Consider the following 23,957-nt stretch of genomic DNA (forward strand, 5'->3'; position numbering starts at 1 on the left):
CAAAGGCCGCTGACGCTATCGTCGCTGCTGAGCCTGAGCCCCTGGAATACGTTCGCGTTTGCGACGCTTTCGGCGCTGGCTTCTTCTACATTCCTGGTTCCGAAACCTGCCTGAAGTTCGACGGCTTCGTTCGTTTCCAGGTTGACGTCAACCGTGGTACGGGTACTAACGCAGCTCTTGGCCAGAACGGCCGTACGTCTGACTGGGATGCTTTCTCTCGCGCTCAGTTCAACATTGACGCACGATCCGACACCGAGCTCGGCGTTCTGCGTGGCTACATCGGCCTCCAGGGCAACACTGACAACGCTGGCACAACCGTTGCTACGGACGCTGTATTCGTTGAGCAGGCGTTCATCGAACTGGGCGGCCTGAAGGTCGGTAAGTTCTACAACTGGTGGGACGATGGTCTCTCCGGCGAAACGGACGATCTTTCTTCCAACACGCTGTTCAACTCCATTCGTTACACCTACGACGCTGGCACGTTCCACGCCGGTCTGTCGGTCGACGAACTGGAAGGCGTAACCTACACCGTAACTGGCGACCAGCCTAACAACGTTGGCTTCTCCGGCAACATCGGTGGCAAGTTCGGCGGCGCGGCGATCGACGTCATCGGTGGCTACGACGTAGACCGTAGCAACGGTGCTGCTCGCATCATCGCAACGGCTGACGTTGGTCCTGGCACGCTCGGTCTCGCTGGTGTCTGGGCCTCCGGCGCAAACGCTTACTATGCAACATCTGAGTGGGCAGTTGCTGCTGAATACGCTTACAAGGCAACCGATCGCCTGACGGTTACCCCTGGCGTCCAGTACTACGGCAACTACGGCCTCCTGACGCAGGACACCTTCACTAACAACGACGGCTGGAAGGGCGGTCTGACGGTTGACTACAAGATCACCGAAGGCCTGACCACGAAGATTGCAGCGAACTACGTCGACATCGACAACAACCCGAAGCAGTGGACTGGTTTCGTCCGCCTTCAGCGTTCGTTCTAATCTAACCTGACTTTGTCAATAATGGAAACCCGGCTCTCGAGCCGGGTTTTTTCGTTTCTCTTTTTCAGATGGCTGATTCGAAAAGTTCCAGCGCCGATCACAATTTGTTGTGCTTACGCCACAGTCACAAAAGAAGGAGATCGTAAGGTTCCCGAATTACTTGATGCTTGTTGCGCTGCGGTGCGTCTTTGCGTCTAATCGAACTTAAGAAGCAACGCATGTTTGCGATTTGTCCGCTGCTTCTCCTGATTGGCTTGGAGATCGATATGCACATCAAGAACTTTTTGTTTGGTGCCGCCGCTGCACTCGTAACCGTGTCCAGCGCACATGCTGCCGACGCTATCGTCGCTGCTGAGCCTGAGCCGCTCGAATATGTCCGAGTGTGCGACGCGTTCGGCGCTGGTTTCTTTTACATTCCAGGCACAGAGACCTGCCTGAAGTTCGGCGGTTACATCCGCTTCGAGACAGATTTTGGGCGTAATGAGTCTGGTACGTCCGATTGGGACAGCTTCACACGCGCGCAGTTCGAAATGGACGTTCGTTCGGACACCGAACTTGGCGCTTTGCGCGGCTTCATCGGCTTCCGTGGTAACGCCGACAGCGGCTCCGCTGCTGCCTCCGCTACGAACACCGCCGACACCGGTTCCGCCCTCTTTGTCGATCAGGCTTTCATCGAACTCGGCGGTCTGAAGGTCGGCAAGTTCTACAGCTGGTGGGATGACGATCTCTCCGGCGAGACGGACCTGCTGTCTTCCAACACGCTCTTCAACTCCATTCGCTACTCTTACGACGCCGGCGCATTCACTGCAGGTATCTCAGTCGACGAACTAGAAGGCATCACTTTTGTTGGTGACACCACGGTCGACAACAATGTCGGTATCGCTGGAAGCCTTGCTGGCAAATTCGGCGGAGGCAGCCTGTCGCTCATCGGCGGTTACGACACTGATCGTGAAGACGGTGCTGTCCGCTTGATCGGTGCTTTCGATGTCGGCCCTGGCGCCTTTAGCTTCGCTGGCGTCTACGCTTCTGGCGTCAATGCCTACTACGCGCTGTCCGAGTGGGCAGTCGTCGCAGAATACGCGTACAAGGTCACCGACAAGCTGACCATTACGCCAGGCGTTCAGTGGCTCGGCAACGTGGCGACGAAAGATGCAGCATTCGACATCGTCAACACCGGCTGGTCCAACAATGACGCCTGGACTGCTGGTCTGACGGTTGATTACAAGGTCGTCGAAGGCTTCACCACCAAGGTAACGGCAAACTACTACGACGAAGAAAATCGTCCGGAATTCTGGACCGGCTTCGTTCGCCTGCAGCGCGACTTCTAATCGCAAGTTTGACGCTATGACAAAGCCCGGCCTCGTTGCCGGGCTTTTTGTTTTGAGAGGGTTGAATGGCTGGCCATCAATGGCCGGCGTCCAACTAGAATGGGCCGCTGTTCTTGGTCACCATGCAGAAGGTCCGTTATGAGTGCCGCAACTTGGCAGGTGCCAGAACCTGAAGCTCGAGCACGTAACAGACTAACAGTAGCGGCGCGCTTCATTCCTTACGTAAGCCAGCGATCGCGTTATTCGATGATTGGCGGATGCGGGATCCTTTGCCCTCAACCTGCTCGGCCGTTGCGCAAGTCGTTGACGATGTCGGCTTGTTGGCCGAGGCGGGTCTTGTAGACCTGATAGTTTTCCATCACCCTCTGCACGTAATTGCGCGTCTCCGGGAAGGGAATGCGCTCGATCCAGTCGACGACTTCATCGATAGGCTTGCCACGCGGATCTCCGTAGCGAGCGATCCATTCCGGTACACGCTTCGGCCCGGCATTATAGGCGATGAAGGTGAGGATGTAGGAACCGCCGAAGCTGTCGATCTGCTCTCCGAGATAGTGAGCGCCAAGAGTTGCGTTATATCCCGCGTCCGTGGTGAGCTTGGCTTGAGTATAGGCCATGCCGTGACGGCTGGCGACACCTTTGGCTGTTCCAGGGAGAAGTTGAAGCAGACCGCGGGCATTCGCTGGCGAGACGGCTGCGGGGTTGAAGGCGCTCTCCTGCCTGGCGATGGCATAGGCCAGCGCCTTGCCGGACCCGGATATATTGGCGCTCACGGGAATGACGCCGATGGGGTAGGCAAGGGCCGCGGCATCAATGCCGCGGCTGAAGGCCGTTTTGCCGATCTGCAGCGAGACCTGGTGGTTGTTGTTACGCTCGGCGCGCGACGCGAGAATCGCCAACTCACCGGGGCTGTCGATCTGGTCCGCAAGCGCGCGATAAATCCCATCCGCACGCCAGCTGTAGCCAGCCGCTTCCAATCGTTCGATGGCACGCACTGCTTCGCGTCCAGCGAAGCGATCGCGGTCTGCAGCGCTCGGAGACGGGTAGGTCACGTTGAGGGTCGTAACGCCGATGCGCGCGGCAGCGAGCTGACCATAAAATGTGCCTGGATGAGCCGCGGCTTTGGAGAAATAGTCGCGCGCCTGGCCCGGGCCACCAGCCTCTGCAGCGCGCCCTAGCCAATAATAAGCACGCGAGGCGGAAAGAGGCCGGTTTGAGGCCGTGAGCAGCGCATTGAAATGCCGCGCGGCGAGCGCCGGGTCGTGCATTGCACACAGAGCGTACCAGCCGGCGTGAAACTCCGCATCCGCAACATCGACGGGCGCGGTTGCTGCATGGTTCGCCACGACGCGATAGGCGCCCTGGAAGTCACCAAGATCGGCAAGTCCGCGAGCAATAATCCGGCGCTCGTTCCACCATTCTCCAGGATTGACGAGCTTGCCGCTGTCCTTTGGGGCGCGTGCAAGAAGCTTGGCAGCATCCTCATATTTCTGCTGATGACGAAGATTTTCGATTTGGGCAAAGAGATAAACCGGGTCGTTCCGCCAGGAGGCTTCGACAGCATTCAATAGGGCCGGGGCATTGTTGGCGCGTTGAAGAACCGCAGCCCAGGCCTTGTAGAGCGATTGCGCTTTGCCAAGATCGCCAAAGCGTTTGGCCTGACTGACACGGCTGCGATACATCAAGTAGTCCATCCGGGCCTTATGATCGGCCGACGACAGAACGTTTCCGAACTCGGCGATCACCCGATCTTCTAAATCGGTGTCCATACCCTCGCTTACCCACAGCTGACGAATGAGTTGCTGGGCGCGAGCAGCGTTGCCAGATGAGGCGAGGGCATGCGCCAACGCGATGGTGCCCTCGGGTGTTTCCGGTCTGGAAGAGCCAAATGCTGCAAGCACCTGTGCAGCAGATGGATTTTCTCGCAGCATCGCCCGCTCTGAGTTTGCCCTCAGAGTCGAGAGGCCTGGCCAGCCTTCCAGCTCCCGTTGAGCCGCGGCAATCTCCGCCGAGGAAACACCTCTCTGCCCCGATATGGCAATTGCCCATGTCAGGATGTGACGGTCGAGGCTGGTCGCGGGGAGACTGTTGCGGATAGCGATCGCTCCACTGGCATCTCTGTTGGAAAGCGCGTCGAGGCCTGCTTTAAGCTGTGATACGTCAAGCGGGTTTGCCGGGCGGATGATCGAGCCCGTTACCTCCGGTGAGGCGGGCAGAAAAGCCGGAACGGCGGGCGTGTTGGGGCGCGCGAAGGGCAGGGGAACAACGCCCTCTGAGGCTGGTCCAGCCCAAGCGCTCCACACGGTCGCGACGATCCCCGCTGCCATCAGGCCAAAAACTGCTGTTCTCTTCATCCCTTACTCACCAGCCGACAGTATCGAACCCGACTACAACCTCATCGCAAAAGACAAGAGGTTGCACCTTGGCGACATCCCGTGTGTCACGTAGCCCTGTATGTGAAGCTCCACAGACAACCGCCCTTGCATCCATTAGCTGCTCGTAGCCTTAACGAAACCTTAAAGCGAATGACTTCCATTCGATCAAATTTCGGTAACATTGCGCTGACAAAGCGCTCCAAACCCGTCGCTTTTGTCATGGAGCCGACCACCAGTCTCGACCGTGAAACTATTTACGTTTCCTGGACAAAAGCCGCGGTTAAAGCTTGTGGGGCGACTGGCTCCCAACTAATGTGACACCGTTTTAACCACGGAATGCGGCTGAAGCATGAACTGGCTCACCGCAAGGAGTTTTGCATGTTCAAGGGATCTATTCCCGCCCTGATTACGCCGTTTACCGCCGAGGGCGCTGTGGACGAAACGGCTTTCGCCGCCCATGTGGAATGGCAGATTGCCGAAGGCAGCAGCGGCCTTGTGCCCGTCGGCACCACGGGGGAGTCGCCGACCCTGTCGCACGACGAGCATAAACGTGTGGTCGAGCTGTGCGTCGAGGTCGCGGGCAAGCGGGTCCCAGTGATTGCCGGTGCTGGCTCCAACAACACCAGTGAGGCGATCGAGCTTGCACTGCACGCTCAGGAAGTCGGGGCGGATGCGCTTCTGGTCGTCACCCCCTATTACAACAAGCCGACGCAAAAGGGACTTTTCGCTCACTTTTCGGCTGTTGCGGAAGCGGTCGATCTTCCCATCATCATCTACAATATCCCCCCGCGCTCGGTCATTGATATGATGCCTGAGACGATGGGCGCACTCGTCAAGGCGCACAAGAACATCGTTGGCGTGAAAGATGCCACTGGTAAGCTTGATCGCGTTTCCGAGCAGCGCATTCACTGCGGTAAGGAGTTCGTGCAGTTGTCTGGAGAAGATGGCACGGCGCTTGGTTTCAACGCGCACGGTGGTGTCGGCTGTATCTCGGTCACGGCGAACGTGGCGCCGCGCCTATGTGCCGAATTCCAGGCGGCGATGGCCGCTGGCGATTACGCGCTCGCGCTTGATTACCAGGACCGCCTGATGCCGCTCCACAAGGCCATCTTCATGGAGCCCGGCGTTTGCGGCACCAAATATGCGGTCTCGCGCACGCGCAACGGCAGCCGAAAGGTCCGCTCGCCACTGATGGACACGCTGGAGCCCGCGACAGAAGCGGCAATCGATGCGGCGCTTAAACATGCGGGCCTGACGAGCTAAACGCGGCAAAGCGCGTGCACCGATATGATAAGACAGATGCGCGCAAGCCGCGCATCTTCACTTTCGGCACTGCTTTGATTACATAAGCGCCGAAAGTCGCACACCATTCGGTGTGCGGGCAGAGAATTGGATCAGGACACATGGCCCCCAAAGGCAGCCAGCGCATCGTGAACAAGGTCGTCGCGGAAAACCGCAAGGCGCGCTTCAATTACGAAATACTCGACACCTATGAGGCCGGGCTTGTGCTGACTGGCACCGAGGTAAAATCGCTGCGTGAGGGCAAAGCTAATATCGCTGAATCCTACGCGTCCGACGAGGGCGACGAAATCTGGCTGATCAACTCACATCTTCCCGAGTATCTTCAGGCAAACCGCTTCAATCACGAGCCTCGCCGTCGCCGCAAGTTGCTGCTCAACAAGCGTGAGATTAACCGTCTGCGCGCAGGCATCAATCGCGACGGCATGACGTTGGTGCCGTTGAAGATTTACTTCAACGACAAGGGACGCGCGAAACTTGAACTGGCTCTGGCAAAGGGTAAAAAGCTTCACGACAAGCGTGAGACGGAGAGGGAACGGGACTGGAATCGTCAAAAGTCCAGGTTGCTGAAAACCGGCGGTTGATGAGGCAAGCCGCTAAAGTGCCACGCGTCTTGTTGGACGCACAAGGGGCGCTCTAGCTGATGGGATCTACGCATCGCGCTTTTGCAGAATCGATTACGATTTTCGTGTCCATGCCGTAGATCGTGGTGCCGCCGACGAAGCGGAAACGGAATTGCTCAGTATCAAATTGTTAACAGATCATTATCTATCGCCGAAAGTTTAAACGCGGCTGACAAAATTCATTGTTACCATCGGAAAAAGAAACGCTAGGAGAGAGCGCCTTTCGGGCTCTCGCATAGGATGATTCTTTTCCTGGTGTTTAAGTAATGTGAAGGCACGTATCATAAGACCCATTGAAGCTTCGTCTCGTCTCCATGGATCGAAACTGCGCGACGATAGTTCAATACATTCTAATTTAGGATAACCTTAAGGCGGAGGTTGTGGAGCGGTCTCTCCTCCGTCAAGCTGGCTCGAAGGGCGTGCTCCCATGACTATCATTCGCTTCACATTCTGCCTTCTGCTCCTCTGTGTTTCCACGGGTGCTGCATATTCGCAAAGCCTTCCTGCGCCCAAGGGCAAGCCCATCCTCACCATCTCCGGCAACATCGCCAACACCAACGTCAACGGTACGGCGCAGTTCGATCGTGACATGCTGGAAAAGATGGGATTGGTGACCATCGAAACCCAGACGCCGTGGTACGAAACGCGCGTTCGTTTCGAAGGGGTGCCCATGGCGAAGCTTTTGGACTTTGTGGGCGCCAAAGGGGAGACCGTGAAGGCTGTGGCGCTGAACGATTACGTCAGCTCGATTCCTGTGAAGGATTTTACCCAGTACAATGTCATTCTTGCCATGAAGCGCGACGGGGAATATATGCAGGTCAGGGACAAAGGGCCGCTCTTCATCATATATCCCTATGATAGCATTCCAGAGCTTCAATCGCAGACCTACTACACGCGCTCCGCTTGGCAAGTGGCCAAACTCATAGTTGAATAAAGGTGAAATTTGCGAAAGGCGCTGGCAGTCGTTGTTTGCTGCTTCATACTCGCCACCGGCTATATCGCTTATGTGATAGCTGAGCGGCAGAACGCGCTCCAGAAATTCGCTCGCTATAACGACTCATGGGCTGTGAGCCAGACCGTGGGCGAATATGTCCGTTTCCAAAGTCTCCTTGCGGAATATGCTCTTGGTATCGAGGGTGTCGATAAGGACGAAGTGCGTCTTCGCCTCGACATCGTCCTCGGTAGAATGAGCTCCCTCAAGGAAGGGAGCCTTGCCACTTTTATTGATGCCAAGCCGGACATGCGCCGGGTCATTGGCGACGTCAATCAAGTCCTCGACGATGTCGATAACAGGCTGGACAACTTAAGCCCTGCGGAGGCAAAAGCGCTGCTTCCAACGATCAGCGGGCTTGTTCCGCAGCTGACATCTGTGGCCGCGGCATCCGTTGCCAACGATGTCGAGATCATCGACGCTGCTCACGCGGAGGTTCGCAAGCTCCACATTATCTATACGGGACTTGCTGGAGGTCTGATTCTGTGCGGGATGGCGCTGATCTTTCTCCTACTGCGGCACAATCAGTTGCTGGACCGCGCCCAGATGAAACTCACACTTTTGACGCAAGAATTACAGACTGCAACGTTAGAGTTGCAGTCAAATAATCTTCGCCTCGAGTATGATGCCTATCATGACGCTCTCACCAACCTTCCGAACCGCGCCCTGTTTCGACGTGAACTCGTGCGGAGGCTAGATCCACCCTCTGGCCTCGACAAGGTGGCGCTACTGCTCCTCGATCTCGACGGCTTCAAGGAGATCAACGACACGCTCGGTCACGATGTCGGCGATAGTCTTCTTCAGGCGGTGGCGGCACGCATTCTACCGATCAGAAAAAACCAGGAATTGATCTGTCGACTGGGCGGTGACGAGTTCGCACTCGTTGCCGACAATCTCGATGAGGACAGGGCACTGGATCTCGCCCGTTGTCTGGTCGAACGGATTGCCAGCCCATATTACATCGACGACATGGAGATCAAAATTGGTACCTGCGTCGGTATCGCCATCTCCCATAGACAGTCTCATGCCGACGAGTTGCTGAAACATGCAGACCTTGCGCTCTACGAAGCCAAGCGGGCAGGGGCGGGCAGCCTCAGTGTGTACCGGCCCTATATGCAAAGCCAGTTGGCAGAAAAGCGATCCTTCGAAGCGGATCTGCAAGCCGCTCTCCAAAACAACGAAATGGACGTCTTCTACCAGCCGCAAGTATCGACCGAGACGCGCAGCATTTGCGGATTTGAAGCGCTATTGCGCTGGACGCACCCAGTGCGCGGACGCGTCCCTCCGGCGGAGTTCATTCCTGTCGCGGAGAGAACCGGCTTCATAAACGTGCTTGGGAAATGGGTGATGGAAACGGCCTGCAAGGAGGCTGCACGGTGGAAGCCTGACATCAAGATAGCCATCAATCTTTCGCCCGTGCAGCTTCACAGCAGCAACCTCATTCAAAACGTCGTCGACGCCTTGGAGAAGAGCAATCTCAATCCCGCGCGTCTTGAACTGGAAATCACCGAGTCCGTGCTTTTGGGCAACAGCGACCAGACGCTTGCCATTCTTGATAACCTGAAGGCAGTTGGCATCAGCATGGCGATGGACGATTTCGGTACGGGTTATTCGTCCCTCGGCAATCTGCGTCGCGTTCCCTTCGATAAACTCAAGATCGACCAGTCCTTCCTCTCCGATATCGCCGATAATCAGGATGCGTTGGCAATCGTCGAGTTCGTTGTTGGACTTGGCCGCAAACTGCGTATGACGATGATTGCCGAAGGTGTGGAGACGGAAGAACAATTCGCACACATGCGAGACCTGGGCTGCGACCAGATCCAAGGCTATCTCATCGGTAAACCGGTCCCTGCAAGCGAACTTACCGCTTACGGCGTTTATGCGTGAAGGTCTTAAAGCATCACGCCACTCCAATTGAACAAGATTAACTTTCCGCGGGAAAGAATATGAAAGGACGCGACATGGAAGCGTTTGAGATACATGGCGTCCTCCTGCAATTGGCATCAGACGAGGTCTCGCCAATCATCTGGCAGGCGCTGAGGGATGGCAGCTACGAAGCGAAAGAAGCCCGTAGCGTAACACGGGCAGTCAAGGCTGGGGACCGGGTGCTGGAGCTTGGCTCCGGCATTGGCGTCATCACCTCGGTCATCGCGCGTATTCCCGACGTTTCGGTTTTTGCGTTCGAGGCAAATCCATCGACCGCACGTCTTGCCGAACGCATTCTTGCCGCCAACGGCGCAAGCAATGTGCGTTTTGCTCAAGGGCTTCTGACGGCAGGAAAGCCGGACAAGCATGTCTTTTATGTCCGGCGCGATCTATGGATGTCATCCATGGACGAGCAGCAAGGGCCGTATGAAAGCCGTATCGAGATTGGCTCGGAGAACATCGATAACTTTATCCACCTTCACGACATCAACGTGATGGTGATGGACATCGAAGGTGCTGAGCGTGATTTGTTGCGCGATGCTAGACTTGACGGCGTGGAGCGAATTTTCGTCGAACTCCACGATCATCTCTATGGCCTTTCGGGCGTTCGCGACATCACCCAGGCGCTGGCTGAAAAAGGATTTGCCTATGATCCGAGAGGATCTCGCGGCCCCTGCGTCCTCTTTTCCAAGGACGATGGGCCGCGTGAATATGATCCGGAGGTGGATTGACGAGAGGGCCATCTGGCCCTTTCATCTTTTCGCAACAGCATCGGTGCGAAATCGGATCCGATTTTCGTAATACCGGATGCGTAAATTCGAAGAAGACAGGCGTCCTTTGTGCGTCTAAAAAGACGCAACGGGTCTCTAGGCTGCGCGATAGTGCTGCTGATAGGTCATCGACTTTTCCACCTGGAAGCGTGAAATCAGTGCTGCCAGATTGCTGCTGATGTCGCTCAAGCCGTGCGTGGAAGCGTTGGTCTCTTCCACCATCGCGGCATTCTGCTGGGTCAGCTGATCCATGCTGTTGATCGCCATATTGATTTCCTGGATACCAACGGCCTGTTCGCGCACTGCTTGGGTGATCGCGCCGATATGCTCGTGGATATCGTCCACCTTGCCGCCAATCGAATTCAGCGCTTCGCCGGTGCGGTTGACGAGGGAGACGCCCTGGGCGACGTCTTGCGAGGACTTGTCGATCAGCGTGCGAATTTCCTTGGCAGCGGACGCCGAGCGCTGCGCAAGCTCGCGCACTTCCTGTGCCACGACCGCAAAGCCCTTACCAGCCTCGCCGGCACGGGCTGCCTCAACGCCGGCATTCAACGCCAGAAGGTTTGTCTGGAAGGAAATTTCGTCAATGACGCTGATGATCTGTGTAATCTTCTGCGACGAACCCTCGATCGCGCTCATGGCCTCGACGGCTTCGCTGACGATGTGACGGGATCGGGCCGCTTCTTCAGCCGAACTTTTGACGATTGCTTGGGCTTCTTCCGTTCTGGATGCCGACTGTTTGGAGATGGTGGTGATCTGGTCGATTGCAGCTGCCGTCTCTTCCAGCGAGGCGGCCTGCTGCTCTGTGCGGCGTGCCATATCGTCGGTCGAGGATGTCAGTTCTCGCGTGTTGTTTGCAATCTTGTGGGATTCTTCGACGATCTCGGAAAACGCACCAGATAGGCGGCTGATCGCTGCGTTGAAGTTCTCCTTGAGGCCGGTGAATTCTGCAGGTATGGGGCCGTCGATACGCGAGGTGAGATCACCTTGTGCCATCCGGTCAAGCGCGCTGTTGAGAAGCGCCAGAACATGGTCCTGTTCTTCCTTCATGCGCTTCTGTTCTGCCTCGACCTTCGCACGCTCGTCGGCAAGCACGTCGAGATAGACGGAGATCGAGTAATCCATGTCCAGCATCGCTGCCTTGACCGTGGCACTAATGCCCTTGGCAACCTTCTTGCCTTTTTTTTCGACCAGAAAGCCCTTCAGTTCGGATTCGACGATCGCCTTGATGATGCCTTCCAGCACCAGCGCGTAGCCGCCGATATACCAGCGTGGCTCAAGCCCCAATCGTGCATGGGTGCGGCCAATGGCACTCACCGCCTTGGTGTAATCCGCGTCGAAAACACCGGTTGCAATTCGCGTCCAGTGGCTGACCTGCATGCCTTTGGCGTGCTGGATATGGGCTTCGCTTGAGAAGAATTTCGCTGTCTCGGGGACCGCTCTCGCCTTCTTGTAGAATGCATCGAGCGAGCTGCTGAGCGTGCCGGTAATGGTTGTTTTGAGAGCGGCGAGATCTTGCCTCTGCTCCGTATCGAGACCGAGGAAATCAAGTCGCTCGGTCAACTGAGAATTATTGTGCAGCCCCGTCATAGTAAAACAGCCCCTACTGTTCGTGCGTGTTCCCCAACCGCACTAAAAAAATCAACAGGGATAGAAAAACACAACCATGCTTAAATATTTGCTAAAATCATAAATCAACCTTTAGTAGGGTTACCTCAGGCGCCAGGGTCAATCCTCAGCGCCTGCGGGAAGGCGAGAGATTTTAGTCTACCGCTTCAGCGGTCTCGACTGGTGCGCGAGAAGCGCGCTCGCTGGGATCACGTCCAATCTCCGCTTTGAGAGACAGAAGGTCGATAAAATGATCGGCCTGGCGACGGAGATCGTCGGCAATCATCGGTGGTTGCGTCGACATGGTTGAAATCACAGACACCTTGCGACCCTTGCGCTGCAGCGCATCTACCAGAGTCGTGAAATCACCGTCGCCGGAGAATAGAACCAGGTGATCGACTGTTTCCGACTGCTCCATGGCGTCGACGGCAAGTTCAATATCCATGTTGCCCTTGATTTTGCGGCGGCCCATGGCGTCGGTAAATTCCTTGGCAGGTTTGGTCACCACCTTGTAGCCATTGTAATCGAGCCAATCGATCAACGGACGGATAGAGGAGTATTCCTGATCTTCAATAAGGGCAGTATAATAATAGGCGCGCAGCAGGTAGCCACGCTTCTGAAATGCCTTCAGCAGCTTGCGGTAATCGATATCGAAACCAAGGCTTTTCGATGCAGCGTAGAGGTTTGCCCCATCAATAAAGAGCGCAATTTTCTCACGTGGGTCGAACATAAAAAGGGGGTCCTCCAAAGCGGCTCCCAGCCGCGAATATAATAAGAGTATCGGATACCAGCTAACATCTTGGTCTGTGATACATTATTAAGCTTTCATATAAGCTCGTTTGCCTCGCAGTCCAGACCCATGGCTACAATTTGCACTAACTAGTGAAAGGTGTGGGTGGTTGCGTCCCGTAGGAGACAAACCACGCGAAATGAGGAAAAACTTGAAATTCGCGGACAATGTCTATATCGGGACCATTAATCAGCGACATCAAGACCCGCAAAGGACAGGCAATGGCCCGTGTCACAGTAGAAGATTGCATTGACAAAGTAGACAACCGCTTCGAGCTCGTTCTCCTGGCAAGCCACCGCGCGCGCCAGATTTCCCAAGGCTCTCAGATCACGGTTGATCGCGACAACGACAAGAACCCCGTCGTTGCTCTGCGCGAGATTGCCGATGAGACCCTCTCGCCAGACGACCTGAAGGAAGATCTGATTCACTCGCTGCAGAAGCATGTGGAAGTGGATGAGCCAGAACCCGATCCGGTTACGATTGCCGCGAACGCGACAAGCGAAAACGAAGACGACGATGCGCCGGAAACCGTCACTTTCGACCAGATGTCGGAAGAAGAGCTTTTGGCCGGCATCGAAGGCCTTGTGCCGCCAGAAAAGAACGACGACTACTAGATCGGGCGCGGTGCCGGATCAAACCGGTTACGCTCTGTAAATCATTGTCGTCATAATCTTATCCTGGATTATGTATCATCGTGCGCCAATCCGGCGGGGCTGTCCCCGTCAATTGGCGCGCTTTCTTTTTCGGGGCATCCCATTCATGATGCGACAATACGAACTCGTGGAGCGGGTTCAGACATACAAGCCTGATGTGAATGAGGCCTTGTTGAACAAGGCCTATGTTTACGCGATGCAAAAGCATGGCCAGCAGAAGCGGGCCAATGGCGACCCCTATATCTCCCATCCGCTGGAAGTTGCCGCCATCCTCACCGAAATGCATCTGGACGAGTCGACCATCGCGGTTGCTCTTCTGCATGACACGATCGAGGATACGAGTGCGACGCGCGCCGAAATCGATGAGATGTTCGGTGAAGATATCGGTCGGCTGGTCGAAGGTCTGACGAAGCTCAAGAAGCTCGATCTCGTCAGCAAGAAGGCCAAGCAGGCCGAGAATCTCCGCAAACTATTGCTGGCCATTTCAGACGACGTTCGCGTGCTGCTGGTCAAGCTTGCCGACCGCTTGCACAATATGCGCACTATGGAGCATATGCCGGCCGACAAGCGCAGCCGCATCTCCGAAGAAACGATGGAAATCTATGCGCCGCTTGCAGGCCGCATGGGTATGCAGGACATGCGCGACGAGTTGGAGAATCTCTCGTTCCGCTATCTCAATCCCGACGCTTTCGAGACAGTGACCAAGCGACTGCAGGAACTGGAAGAGCGCAATGAAGGCCTGATCAAGAAGATCGAGGATGAACTGCGCGAGTTGCTGCTGGCCAACGGCGTCGAAGGCGCCATGGTCAAGGGGCGGCAGAAGAAGCCTTATTCGGTCTTCCGCAAGATGCAATCCAAGTCGCTGTCGTTCGAGCAATTGTCGGATGTCTACGGGTTCCGCATTCTCGTACAGGATATCCCGTCGTGCTACCGCGCGCTCGGCATCGTTCACACCCGCTGGCGCGTGGTTCCTGGTCGCTTCAAGGACTATATCTCGACGCCAAAGCAGAACGATTATCGCTCGATCCACACCACCATCGTCGGTCCGTCCCGTCAGCGCATCGAGCTGCAAATCCGCACGCGTCGCATGCATGAGATTGCCGAATTCGGTATCGCCGCGCACTCGCTTTACAAGGACGGCGAGACGGGCGACACGGAACAGCTTTCAACGGAAACCAACGCCTACTCCTGGCTGCGCCACACGATCGAATCGCTTGCCGAAGGTGACAACCCCGAAGAATTTCTCGAGCACACGAAGCTTGAACTCTTTCAGGATCAGGTCTTTTGTTTCACGCCAAAGGGCAAGCTCATTGCCCTGCCGCGTGGCGCGACGCCCATCGATTTCGCGTATGCCGTCCACACCAATATCGGCGACACCACCGTGGGTGCGAAGATCAATGGCCGCATTATGCCGCTCGTCACGCGCCTCAATAACGGTGATGAAGTCGAAATCATTCGTTCTGGCGTCCAGGTTCCACCTGCGGCCTGGGAAGAGGTGGTTGTCACCGGCAAGGCACGCTCTGCCATCCGGCGAGCAACCCGCATGGCGATCCGCAAGCAATATGCGGGCCTCGGCTATCGCATTCTGGAGCGCACCTTCGAGCGTGCTGGCAAGACGTTTTCGCGCGAGGCGCTCAAGCCGGTACTGCATCGTCTGGCCCAGAAGGATGTGGAGGATGCGATTGCGGCGGTCGGTCGCGGTGAGGTCTCGTCTCTCGATGTGCTGCGCGCAGTCTTCCCGGACTATCAGGATGAGCGCGTTACCGTGAAGATGACCGGCGACGACGGCTGGTTCAATATGCGCAGTGCATCGGGTATGATCTTCAAAATCCCGGGCAAGTCACGCTCCGCAATGGAAGATGATGGGGCGACTGAAGTGCTGGATGGTCCAGATCCTATGCCGATCCGCGGTCTGTCCGATAATGTCGAAGTCCATTTCGGTGCGACAGGGGCAGTGCCTGGTGACCGGATCGTCGGCATCATGGAGAAGGGGACGGGGATCACCATTTACCCGATCCAGTCTCCCGCGCTTCAACGGTTTGACGATGAGCCGGAACGCTGGATCGACGTGCGCTGGGATCTCGATGAGGCGAACAAGTCCCGCTTCATGGCGCGGCTGTTGATCAACGCGCTGAACGAGCCCGGAACGCTGGCCTCCGTGGCGCAATCCATCGCGACGCTGGATGTTAACATCCGCGCGCTCAACATGGTGCGGATCGGCACGGATTTTTCCGAGCTGTCGCTCGACGTGGAAGTATGGGATCTACGCCAACTGAACCAGCTTCTGTCTCAATTGAAGGACCTCGACTGCGTTTCAACGGTGAAACGTGCCTTCGATTGATGCATCCTGTGCCTAAATAAAGGCCTTTGAGGCCGCTGCTATGCGCGTAATGCATGGCAGCGGCCATGTCTTATCCGTAGTCATTCCGCGATCTAGCAGCTATCTTCACTCCAGAAATCAAGAGCAACCGAGGTTTCCTCCGGCAATCCTGCCGTTGAAGACAAAGCCTCACGTCTGGAAAGGAAATGCAAATGTTTGCACCGCTTCGTAAGATCGCCCGCGCTGTTCGTGGCAAGTCGGTTCAGGAACGCGAATTCGATTATCTCAGCGGCTCGGCATCGAATGTCGATCTCGAACTTCGCCAGCGCGAAGTCGATCGCGGTATGTTCCGTAGATAATACATAAATGCATGGCGGCCATGCCGCCATGGGATGTGCGGGGCTCTTCAGGCTCCGCTGGCAGCGTGACATATTACTGCAGTGTGTCTTTTCCAGTTAAGCCATCCTCAAAGTCGCGTGTAAGCATTTGTGATGTGTTGCAGTGATTGTGCTGCGCTTAGGGTGTGGTGCCGTTTTCGCCACTTGGCGGAATGCCAGCGATGACATAAAGTCCGCTCATGCCATTTCGCCGCCGCCATCCTGCAAAACTCTCCGAAAGACTTATCGCCGCGCTCTGGCCCCGGATGGGGCTGCGCCGTTCGCTTCGCTACATGAAGTTGAAGCTGGTTCGCCTTTCTGCGTCGCCCTACGCGGTGGCCGCAGGGGCGGCAACGGGCGTGGCTGTTGCCTGGACACCCTTCCTCGGTATCCATATCATCATTGCCATGGTGATCGGCTTCGTTCTGCGCGCAAATCTCGTTGCAGCGGCACTTGGAACGACTTTCGCCAACCCTTTGACATTTCCGCTGATATGGGCTTCCACATGGGAGCTCGGTCATCTCATCTTGGGGCGGAGTGGCGATGAGGTTGCAGCCCACGTGGATTTCGTTTCGATCTTCGCACACATGAACTTCCTGCAGTTGTGGAGGCCGGTTCTGGAACCGATGGCGGTCGGTTCGCTTATTCCGGCCGCTATATCCGCCGTCGTCACTTACGCCGCAGTCTATGCGGTCATCAGCGGCTTCCGTCAGCGCAAACACCAGGAGATTGCCGCGCGTGCTGCAAACCGTAACACCGTGATGGATGTGGTTGAATGATTATTGGCCTTGGAAGCGATCTCATCGACATTCGCCGGGTTGAAGCCTCCATCAAACGCTTTGGTGAGAGGTTTACCCATCGCTGTTTCACCGATGTGGAACGAGAAAAATCCGACCGACGCAAGAACCGCGCCGCATCCTATGCCAAGCGCTTTGCGGCGAAGGAAGCGTGCTCGAAGGCGCTGGGCACTGGTCTGGCGCAGGGCGTCTTCTGGAAGGACATGGGCGTTATCAACCTGCCAAGCGGCAAGCCGACGATGCGTTTGACCAATGGAGCAGGTGAGCGGTTGCAGGCCATGCTGCCGGCGGGGCATGAGGCCGTAATCCACCTGACCATTACCGATGACTTTCCTTACGCGCAGGCCTTCGTCATCATCGAGGCACTTCCTGTTTCAACATGACGCCAGACCGGCAAGGTCTTGCGGTGCGCATCTCAATAGAAATGCTTTCCTTTGGTCCTGAAAGGCACTAAAGCATCTCAAAAGACCGTTCAGCGGTTTTATGACAACGACGAAGAACGAGCAGACAGGTCTCTTAAGTGTCCGAAAAAGCAGAAAAGAAGCAGAACGCCCTCTGGGAAAACGTCAAGGTCATCGTTCAGGCTCTTCTGCTGGCGATGGTTATTCGCACGGTCTTGTTCCAGCCTTTTACCATCCCGTCCGGCTCCATGATGCCGACGCTTCTGGTGGGCGACTACCTGTTCGTCAACAAGTTCTCCTACGGCTATTCCAAATACTCTCTGCCGTTTTCTCCGAACCTGTTCTCCGGTCGTATTCTGGAGTTCAGCGAGCCGAAGCGTGGCGATGTCGTTGTCTTCCGCCTTCCGCCAAACCCGGATGTAGATTACATCAAGCGCCTCGTCGGCCTGCCTGGTGACCGCATTCAGGTGACGAATGGCGTGCTTTACATCAACGGCAACCCGGTTCCGAAGGAGCCAGATGGCTTCTTCACCTCCGACTACCGTGCAGATCCAGGCACCAATGTTCCTGTATTCCGCGAAACGCTCGACAATGGCGTGACCTATGACACGCTCGACCAATCGCCTGACAGCCGTGGCGACAACACGCGCGAGTTCATTGTTCCCGAAGGTCACTACTTCATGATGGGCGATAATCGCGATAACTCGCTGGACAGCCGCTTCGACGTAGGCTTCGTACCGGCCGAGAACCTGATTGGCCGCGCAAGCGTCATCTTCTTCTCGCTCGGCAACGACACGCCATTCAGCCACATCTGGGAATGGCCGGCAAACATGCGTTGGGATCGCATCTTCAAGGTTGTTCGATGAGTAAGGCCAAGCCGCTCCAGACGGACGAGATCGCCCGTCTTGAAGCGTTGATCGGATATGAATTCAAGGAAAAGGCCCGGCTTGACCGGGCCTTGACACATGCAAGTGCCCGCTCGGCGAAAGCCGGCAACTACGAGCGTTTGGAATTTTTGGGCGACCGCGTTCTCGGGCTCTGTGTCGCCGAACTGCTGTTCTCCACGTTTCGCAATGCGACGGAAGGCGAGCTTTCTGTTCGCTTGAACCAGCTTGTCAGCGCCGATTCCTGCGCAGCGATCGCCGACGAAATGGGCCTGCATCTTTTCATTCGCACAGGCTCCGACGTCAAGAAATTGACGGGCAAGGCCATGCTGAACGTACGCGCCGATGTGGTAGAAAGCTTGATTGCCACCATTTATCTGGATGGCGGTTTGGAGGCGGCACGCAGCTTCATTCTGAAATACTGGCAGGGCCGCGCCAATGGCGCGGATGCCGGGCGTCGCGATGCCAAGACTGAACTGCAGGAATGGGCGCATGCGAAGTTTGCGGCGACTCCGAACTACCGGGTTGACGATCGCTCCGGACCGGATCACGATCCTCGCTTCACGGTGACTGTAGAAATTCCCGGTGTAGCGCCGGAGACGGGCGTCGATCGCTCGAAGCGTGCGGCAGAACAGGCCGCTGCGACGAAGCTATTGGAACGCGAAGGCGTCTGGCAGAAACCATCTGCCGCAAACTGATTGGATATTCATGACCGAGAATGATTTCGCCGCAGCGCCCGGTGAGGGCAATGATGATGATGCCAAGGCAGCCGTCCCGACGCGGTCCGGCTTCGTTGCGCTCATTGGACCAACCAATGCCGGCAAATCGACGCTCGTCAACCGGCTGGTCGGTGCCAAGGTCTCGATCGTCAGCCACAAGGTGCAGACGACGCGTGCCGTGATGCGTGGCATCGCCATTCACGACAATGCTCAGATCGTCTTCATGGACACGCCTGGCATCTTTAAGCCGCGTCGCAGGCTGGACCGTGCCATGGTCACCTCCGCTTGGGGCGGCGCCAAGGATGCTGACGTCATTCTGCTGCTCATCGATAGCGAGCGCGGTCTGAAGGGTGATGCAGAAAACATTCTGGAAGGTCTGAAAGACGTTCGTCAGAAGAAAATCCTCTGCCTCAACAAGATCGACCAGGTGAAGCGCGAGGATCTTCTAAAGCTCGCAGCTGCCGCAAACGACATCGTTGCTTTCGACCGCACCTTCATGATTTCCGCTACCAATGGTTCTGGCTGTGATGACTTGATGAATTATCTGTCGAGCGAGTTACCGCAGGGCCCGTGGTACTATCCTGAAGATCAGATTTCCGATCTGCCGATGCGCCAGCTCGCAGCGGAGATCACGCGCGAAAAGCTGTTCCTGCGTTTGCACCAGGAACTGCCCTATGCCTCTCACGTAGAGACGGAAAAATGGGAAGAGCGTAAGGACGGCTCGGTTCGCATCGAGCAGGTCATCTACGTCGAGCGTGATAGCCAGAAGAAGATCGCGCTTGGCAAGGGCGGAGAGGCGATCAAGGCCATTTCATCCGCATCTCGCAAAGAGCTTTCGGAAATCCTCGAGCAGCCAGTTCACCTCTTCCTCTTCGTCAAGGTCAGAGAGAACTGGGGCGACGACCCGGAACGCTTCCGCGAGATGGGTCTGGAATTCCCGCGCAATTGAACTCAAGTTCCGCGAGGGATAATCACCTCGCGGATGAGACCTGCATAAAAACCAGCATTACGGCGAGCAGGCGGCGGTTAAACTGTCACGGCTCGCCGATATTTCATGCCGTCATGAAACTCTTCGCAAGAATGCGGAAAGAGGTTCCATGATACCTCTTATACGTTTGATACCGCGACTTCATTTCTTGCCTCCAACGGATTGTCATGTCTCCCAAAAAGCCGAGCGGCGTTTCCACCACGCCATGTGAAGAATGCCCGCTTCGTGACATGCCGCATTTCCGTGATTTCACTCCACCAGAGCTTGATTTCGTTTCCAATTTCAAGACGGGCGAACTGTCGGTTGAAAGCGGCTCATTGATTCTGATGGAAGGATCGCACAGCGCCCATCTGTTCACCGTTCTGGAAGGCTGGGGCTTTCGCTACAAAACGCTGGAGGACGGGCGTCGGCAGATCTTGAACTATCTCATGCCTGGAGATCTGGTGGGTCTCCAGGGTACCGTGATGGGAGAGATGCAGCATTCGGTCGAAGCCTTGTCACCAGTGACGCTTTGTGTCTTCGAACGTGGTCGGCTTCAAAGCCTCCTTACCGATCATCCGTCGCTTGCCTTCGACTTGACCTGGATCGCCGCAAGTGAAGAGCGCATGCTTGACAGTCACCTGTTGAGTGTCGGCCGACGGACCGCAATCGAGCGCGCCGCTTATCTTCTGGCGTTCTTGCATCAAAAGGCAACACGTGTCGGATTGCTGCAAAAGGGCGTCCCCATTCCGGTCACGCAACAGCATGTGGCCGATACGCTCGGACTTTCCATCGTGCACACCAACAAAACACTCAAGAAGCTTGCCGAGCGAAACTTCATCCGCTGGATCGATAAGGGCTGTCTTGTACTGGACGAAGAGGGGCTTGCGCAGCTTGCGGGATGGGACAGGGAGTCCCGTGGCAAGCGGCCATTTATTTAGCGCAGTTTCTCACTGCTGTATCGGTCCAGAAGTTTAAAGACCGTCGGTCTCGCGTAAGCCCCCGCCTAGTTCCCCAACTTCTGAATCACGATTTCTGGGGCTTCACCCGGTATCCTGATATGTCTTTTTTAAATGACGTAACGGAAGTGATCTGCGATGTCAGGACCACGTAAACTTATCTGAATGCAATAGGCTTCGATTTGAGGCCCGGCCCGGAGAATATAAGAGATATGGTGCCTCAGCGGGTTCTCATCATCGAGGACGAGTATCTGGTTGCGATGGACGCCGAAGCGTGCCTTCAATCGATGGGGGTCGAGACTGTCGAAATCGTGACGACTCTGGCGCAAGCACAGGAAGCGCTGGAGCGTGCGCGCCCGGACTGCGTGCTCTTGGACGTCAATCTCTCTGACGGTATGAGCTATGAATTGGCGAGACGGTTGAAGGATCACGCCATTCCGTTTGGCTTCGTCAGCGGCTATGGCGACACCAGCGGTTTTCCGGAAGATTTTGCCGATACACCGCTTCTCGACAAGCCATTCGCCGAGCCCGAACTCAAGGGCTTCGTCACCCGCCTGATGGCGTAAACGTTGGACCCAAAGCGCTCAAGCGGGTTATAATGATCTGCAGCTTAGGCGCGAAAATCGAAATCGATTTTCCGACAAGCGCGATGTGTAGATTCAATGCACGAGAGCGTTCATGATCGTTGCCGTGGCGTTTGAGTTCTGGGCGATATCTTTATGCAGTGGCAGGACGAGGCAATTATTCTTGGCGTCAAGCGCCATGGCGAGACGAGCGTCATTGTCGAGGTGATGACGAGCGCCCGCGGGCGCCATCTGGGGATGGTTCGGGGTGGCCGTTCCCGATCCATGCAGCCGGTGCTTCAGGCTGGAAATCGCGTCGACGTCACGTGGCGCGCGCGCCTTGATGATCACTTGGGCGAATACCGCATCGAGCCAATTCAATTGCGCGCCGCGCAGTTGATGGAAACGGCGACGGCGGTTTATGGCGTTCAGGCCATGGGTGCGCTGCTGCGGCTATTGCCCGAGCGCGATCCACACCCGCATCTCTACCGGGCACTCGACGTCATTCTCGATAATCTCTCCGATCCAGCGGATGCTGGCGAACTGTTTGTCCGCTTCGAACTGGCTGTCTTGAACGATCTCGGTTTCGGTCTCGATCTGACGGAGTGTGCGGCGACCGGAATTCGCAGCGATCTCATCTATGTTTCGCCCAAGACGGGAAGGGCTGTCTCGCGTGCCGCTGGTGCACCTTATGCGGACCGGATGCTGGCGCTACCTCCCTTTCTGGGTGAGGCACATGCACCTTCTGCAGACTGCCAGAGCCTCACTGCCGCTTTCCGACTGACGAATCATTTTCTTAACAGACACGTCTATGAGCCGAGAGGCATTCAAGAAAATGCCGCCCGCGACGGTTTCGTCCAGGCAGCGTTGAAGGCCTTGGCGAGGAAGTTGGACGAAACCGTCACTCCTCCAGGGGCACTCGGTCAACAGGGTTGATCATCTCGTCTCTGTGATGTTCACGCCATCGCCGGACGCACGACCGGTCGCTCTTCGATCGGCCAATGCACGATCGCCGCGAAGATCCCCATTGCGACACCCAGCCACCAGACGAGATCGTAAGAGCCGAGCTTGTCGTAGAGGAAGCCACCAAGCCAGACGCCAAGAAACGAGCCGACCTGATGCGACAGGAACACTACGCCTCCCAGCATGCCGAGATGACGGGTGCCGAACATGATGGCGACGAGCCCGTTTGTCGGCGGCACGGTGGAGAGCCACAAAACGCCCATAACGGAGGCAAAGATAACAACTGAGACTGGTGTTTGCGGCAGCAGCAGAAAGGCTGTCACGGCAATTGAACGGCCGATATAGATATAGGCGAGAAAATGCGGCTTCGAATAGCGCTGTCCAATGAAGCCGGCCGCAAGCGATCCGCCGATGTTGAAGAAGCCGATGAGCGCCATGGCGATCACCGCGTAGCGCGGCTCGATACCGATATCGCCAAGATAGGCGGGAAAATGCGCCGTGATAAAGGCCACTTGAAAGCCGCAGACGAAGAACCCTGTCGTCAGTAACAAGTAGCTCTTATGTCCCAGTGCCTCTTTCAGCGCAGCGCCTATGGTCTGCTGAAATTGCGCATGCGACTGCGACCCGGAGGACGAGTTGCCGCGCAGTGGCCACGCCAGAAGCGGCACCAGCAGCATCATGACGCTGAGGAACACAAGACTGTCCGACCAGCCGTAATTGGAAATCAATCCTTGGCTGATCGGCGCGAAGATGAACATGCCGGCAGATCCAGCCGCTGTGCCGATCCCAAAAGCCATGGAGCGCTGTTCCGGCGTCACGTGCCGCGCAAAGGCCGACAGGATGACGCTGAAAGAGCCGGCCGCAATGCCGAGCCCCACCAGCACGCCGCCGCCGAAATGCAGCCAGAACGGCGAGGTGCCGAAGGACATGCACAAGAGCCCAAGCGCGTAGAGCAGGCCTGACAGAATGAGCACTCGTCCTGTGCCGTACTTATCCGCCAGCGCGCCAAAGAAGGGTTGTCCCAGTCCCCAGAAAAGGTTCTGCAACGCCATGGCAAGCCCGAAGGTGGAGCGATCCCAACCCGTGTCCGCCAGCATCGGCAGTTGGAAAAAGCCCATTGCCGAGCGCGGCCCAAACGTCATCACGGCGATCAGCGATCCAGCCAAAATGATCAGCCACGGCATGGGCCGACCGATAGACGCGCTGGATAATGTAGCCATGATTTTCCTCCGGATAGGGGAAGAACATTAGTCATCCGTGTATGCACGCACCAGCGACTTTTCTTGACAGGTGCATCAGCGGGTTTGATGGACCATGCGGCTTGCTTGGTGTTTTCCCGGCACGAAGTTTGGAAACCATTTTACCACGCCCAGTCGTTGGAGCAATGGTGCCCACACCTTCTGCGTCATCCTGTATCAGTACGCTGATGGCCGGGTTAGACTTAGACGTTTGTTTTGGGGCGAGAGATTTCCTCCTTCGTCATTCCGGCCTTGAGCCGGAATCTAGCCGCCTTGCGTCTGCAAGGCGAAAAGAGTTTTTGTGATCAAGTCCTTGATCACGCTGGATCCCGCATCAAGTGCGGGATGACGAAGAGGATATGGTATCGCCGCAGTACTCTTGGTAGGCATTTGCGCGCCTGATTGAATACGGAAAGC

22 protein-coding genes are annotated in these 23,957 nt (G+C 56.4%); 18 read left to right on the forward strand and 4 right to left on the reverse strand.

What is annotated here, in order from left to right; genetic code table 11:
* Window positions 1-992: porin (locus WKI41_RS05050; protein WP_340192430.1), on the forward strand; the 992-nt coding region annotated here is incomplete at its 5' end.
* A 266-nt stretch (window positions 993-1,258) separates the two neighbouring features.
* Entirely contained in the window at window positions 1,259-2,320 is a 1,062-nt protein-coding gene (locus WKI41_RS05055) for a porin (protein WP_340192431.1), read from the forward strand.
* 275 nt (window positions 2,321-2,595) lie between these two features.
* Here WKI41_RS05055 and WKI41_RS05060 read toward each other — a convergent pair whose 3' ends face one another.
* A complete protein-coding gene (locus WKI41_RS05060; protein WP_340192432.1) occupies window positions 2,596-4,671 on the reverse strand; it encodes a lytic transglycosylase domain-containing protein in 2,076 nt (691 codons plus the stop codon).
* Window positions 4,672-5,070: 399 nt separating this feature from the next.
* On the opposite strand from WKI41_RS05060, the gene dapA reads away from it, so the two are divergent.
* The 5 genes from dapA (at window position 5,071) to WKI41_RS05085 (ending at window position 10,262) form a co-directional block, all read left to right on the forward strand.
* Window positions 5,071-5,955, forward strand: coding sequence for a 4-hydroxy-tetrahydrodipicolinate synthase (dapA, locus tag WKI41_RS05065; protein ID WP_340192433.1), 885 nt, complete (start codon window positions 5,071-5,073; stop codon window positions 5,953-5,955).
* A 140-nt stretch (window positions 5,956-6,095) separates the two neighbouring features.
* Window positions 6,096-6,575 (forward strand): SsrA-binding protein SmpB, encoded by a 480-nt coding sequence (smpB, locus tag WKI41_RS05070; protein WP_062425680.1) that lies wholly within the window; start codon window positions 6,096-6,098, stop codon window positions 6,573-6,575.
* Between the two features lie 466 nt (window positions 6,576-7,041).
* Window positions 7,042-7,548 carry a molybdopterin-dependent oxidoreductase gene (locus WKI41_RS05075; RefSeq protein ID WP_340192434.1) on the forward strand — a complete coding sequence of 169 codons (507 nt, stop codon included), beginning with the start codon at window positions 7,042-7,044 and terminating at the stop codon, window positions 7,546-7,548.
* Window positions 7,549-7,557: 9 nt separating this feature from the next.
* Window positions 7,558-9,492 carry a putative bifunctional diguanylate cyclase/phosphodiesterase gene (locus WKI41_RS05080; RefSeq protein WP_340192435.1) on the forward strand — a complete coding sequence of 645 codons (1,935 nt, stop codon included), beginning with the start codon at window positions 7,558-7,560 and terminating at the stop codon, window positions 9,490-9,492.
* A gap of 74 nt (window positions 9,493-9,566) precedes the next feature.
* Entirely contained in the window at window positions 9,567-10,262 is a 696-nt protein-coding gene (locus tag WKI41_RS05085) for an FkbM family methyltransferase (RefSeq protein ID WP_340192967.1), read from the forward strand.
* Window positions 10,263-10,397: 135 nt separating this feature from the next.
* Here the strand turns inward: WKI41_RS05085 and WKI41_RS05090 are convergent, their stop codons facing one another.
* Window positions 10,398-11,891 (reverse strand): methyl-accepting chemotaxis protein, encoded by a 1,494-nt coding sequence (locus WKI41_RS05090; protein ID WP_340192436.1) that lies wholly within the window; start codon window positions 11,889-11,891, stop codon window positions 10,398-10,400.
* A 172-nt stretch (window positions 11,892-12,063) separates the two neighbouring features.
* On the reverse strand, window positions 12,064-12,639 hold the full coding sequence (locus WKI41_RS05095) for an NYN domain-containing protein (RefSeq protein ID WP_340192437.1): 576 nt from the start codon (window positions 12,637-12,639) through the stop codon (window positions 12,064-12,066).
* 281 nt (window positions 12,640-12,920) lie between these two features.
* On the opposite strand from WKI41_RS05095, the gene rpoZ reads away from it, so the two are divergent.
* The 11 genes from rpoZ to recO all read left to right on the forward strand — a co-directional run bounded on the left by rpoZ (window position 12,921) and on the right by recO (window position 22,275).
* Window positions 12,921-13,313, forward strand: coding sequence for a DNA-directed RNA polymerase subunit omega (gene rpoZ / locus WKI41_RS05100; RefSeq protein WP_340192438.1), 393 nt, complete (start codon window positions 12,921-12,923; stop codon window positions 13,311-13,313).
* 145 nt (window positions 13,314-13,458) lie between these two features.
* Entirely contained in the window at window positions 13,459-15,693 is a 2,235-nt protein-coding gene (locus WKI41_RS05105; RefSeq protein WP_340192439.1) for a RelA/SpoT family protein, read from the forward strand.
* A gap of 191 nt (window positions 15,694-15,884) precedes the next feature.
* Complete coding sequence (locus WKI41_RS05110) at window positions 15,885-16,031, forward strand: DUF3563 domain-containing protein (protein WP_340192440.1); 147 nt, start codon at window positions 15,885-15,887, stop codon at window positions 16,029-16,031.
* Window positions 16,032-16,249: 218 nt separating this feature from the next.
* Window positions 16,250-16,828, forward strand: a complete 579-nt coding sequence (locus WKI41_RS05115; RefSeq protein WP_340192441.1) for a DUF2062 domain-containing protein — start codon at window positions 16,250-16,252, stop codon at window positions 16,826-16,828.
* Window positions 16,825-17,229, forward strand: coding sequence for a holo-ACP synthase (gene acpS, locus WKI41_RS05120; protein ID WP_340192442.1), 405 nt, complete (start codon window positions 16,825-16,827; stop codon window positions 17,227-17,229). The genes WKI41_RS05115 and acpS overlap by 4 nt, the downstream gene beginning before the upstream one ends.
* 137 nt (window positions 17,230-17,366) lie before the next feature.
* Window positions 17,367-18,113, forward strand: a complete 747-nt coding sequence (gene lepB, locus WKI41_RS05125; RefSeq protein ID WP_340192443.1) for a signal peptidase I — start codon at window positions 17,367-17,369, stop codon at window positions 18,111-18,113.
* A complete protein-coding gene (rnc, locus tag WKI41_RS05130) occupies window positions 18,110-18,829 on the forward strand; it encodes a ribonuclease III (protein WP_340192444.1) in 720 nt (239 codons plus the stop codon). Before lepB ends, rnc begins: the two co-directional genes overlap by 4 nt.
* 10 nt (window positions 18,830-18,839) lie before the next feature.
* Window positions 18,840-19,799, forward strand: a complete 960-nt coding sequence (gene era, locus WKI41_RS05135; RefSeq protein ID WP_340192445.1) for a GTPase Era — start codon at window positions 18,840-18,842, stop codon at window positions 19,797-19,799.
* Between the two features lie 206 nt (window positions 19,800-20,005).
* Window positions 20,006-20,758 (forward strand): Crp/Fnr family transcriptional regulator, encoded by a 753-nt coding sequence (locus WKI41_RS05140; protein ID WP_340192446.1) that lies wholly within the window; start codon window positions 20,006-20,008, stop codon window positions 20,756-20,758.
* 230 nt (window positions 20,759-20,988) lie between these two features.
* A complete protein-coding gene (locus WKI41_RS05145) occupies window positions 20,989-21,342 on the forward strand; it encodes a response regulator (protein ID WP_340192447.1) in 354 nt (117 codons plus the stop codon).
* 153 nt (window positions 21,343-21,495) lie between these two features.
* The gene (gene recO, locus WKI41_RS05150) at window positions 21,496-22,275 is read left to right on the forward strand and encodes a DNA repair protein RecO (protein ID WP_340192448.1); all 780 of its coding nucleotides are present in this window, start codon (window positions 21,496-21,498) and stop codon (window positions 22,273-22,275) included.
* Window positions 22,276-22,295: 20 nt separating this feature from the next.
* Here recO and WKI41_RS05155 read toward each other — a convergent pair whose 3' ends face one another.
* Complete coding sequence (locus tag WKI41_RS05155; RefSeq protein ID WP_340192449.1) at window positions 22,296-23,522, reverse strand: MFS transporter; 1,227 nt, start codon at window positions 23,520-23,522, stop codon at window positions 22,296-22,298.
* Window positions 23,523-23,957 lie beyond the last annotated feature (435 nt).

It is taken from the genome of Agrobacterium larrymoorei (genome assembly GCF_037722385.1).
GTDB classification, from domain to species: domain Bacteria; phylum Pseudomonadota; class Alphaproteobacteria; order Rhizobiales; family Rhizobiaceae; genus Agrobacterium; species Agrobacterium larrymoorei_C.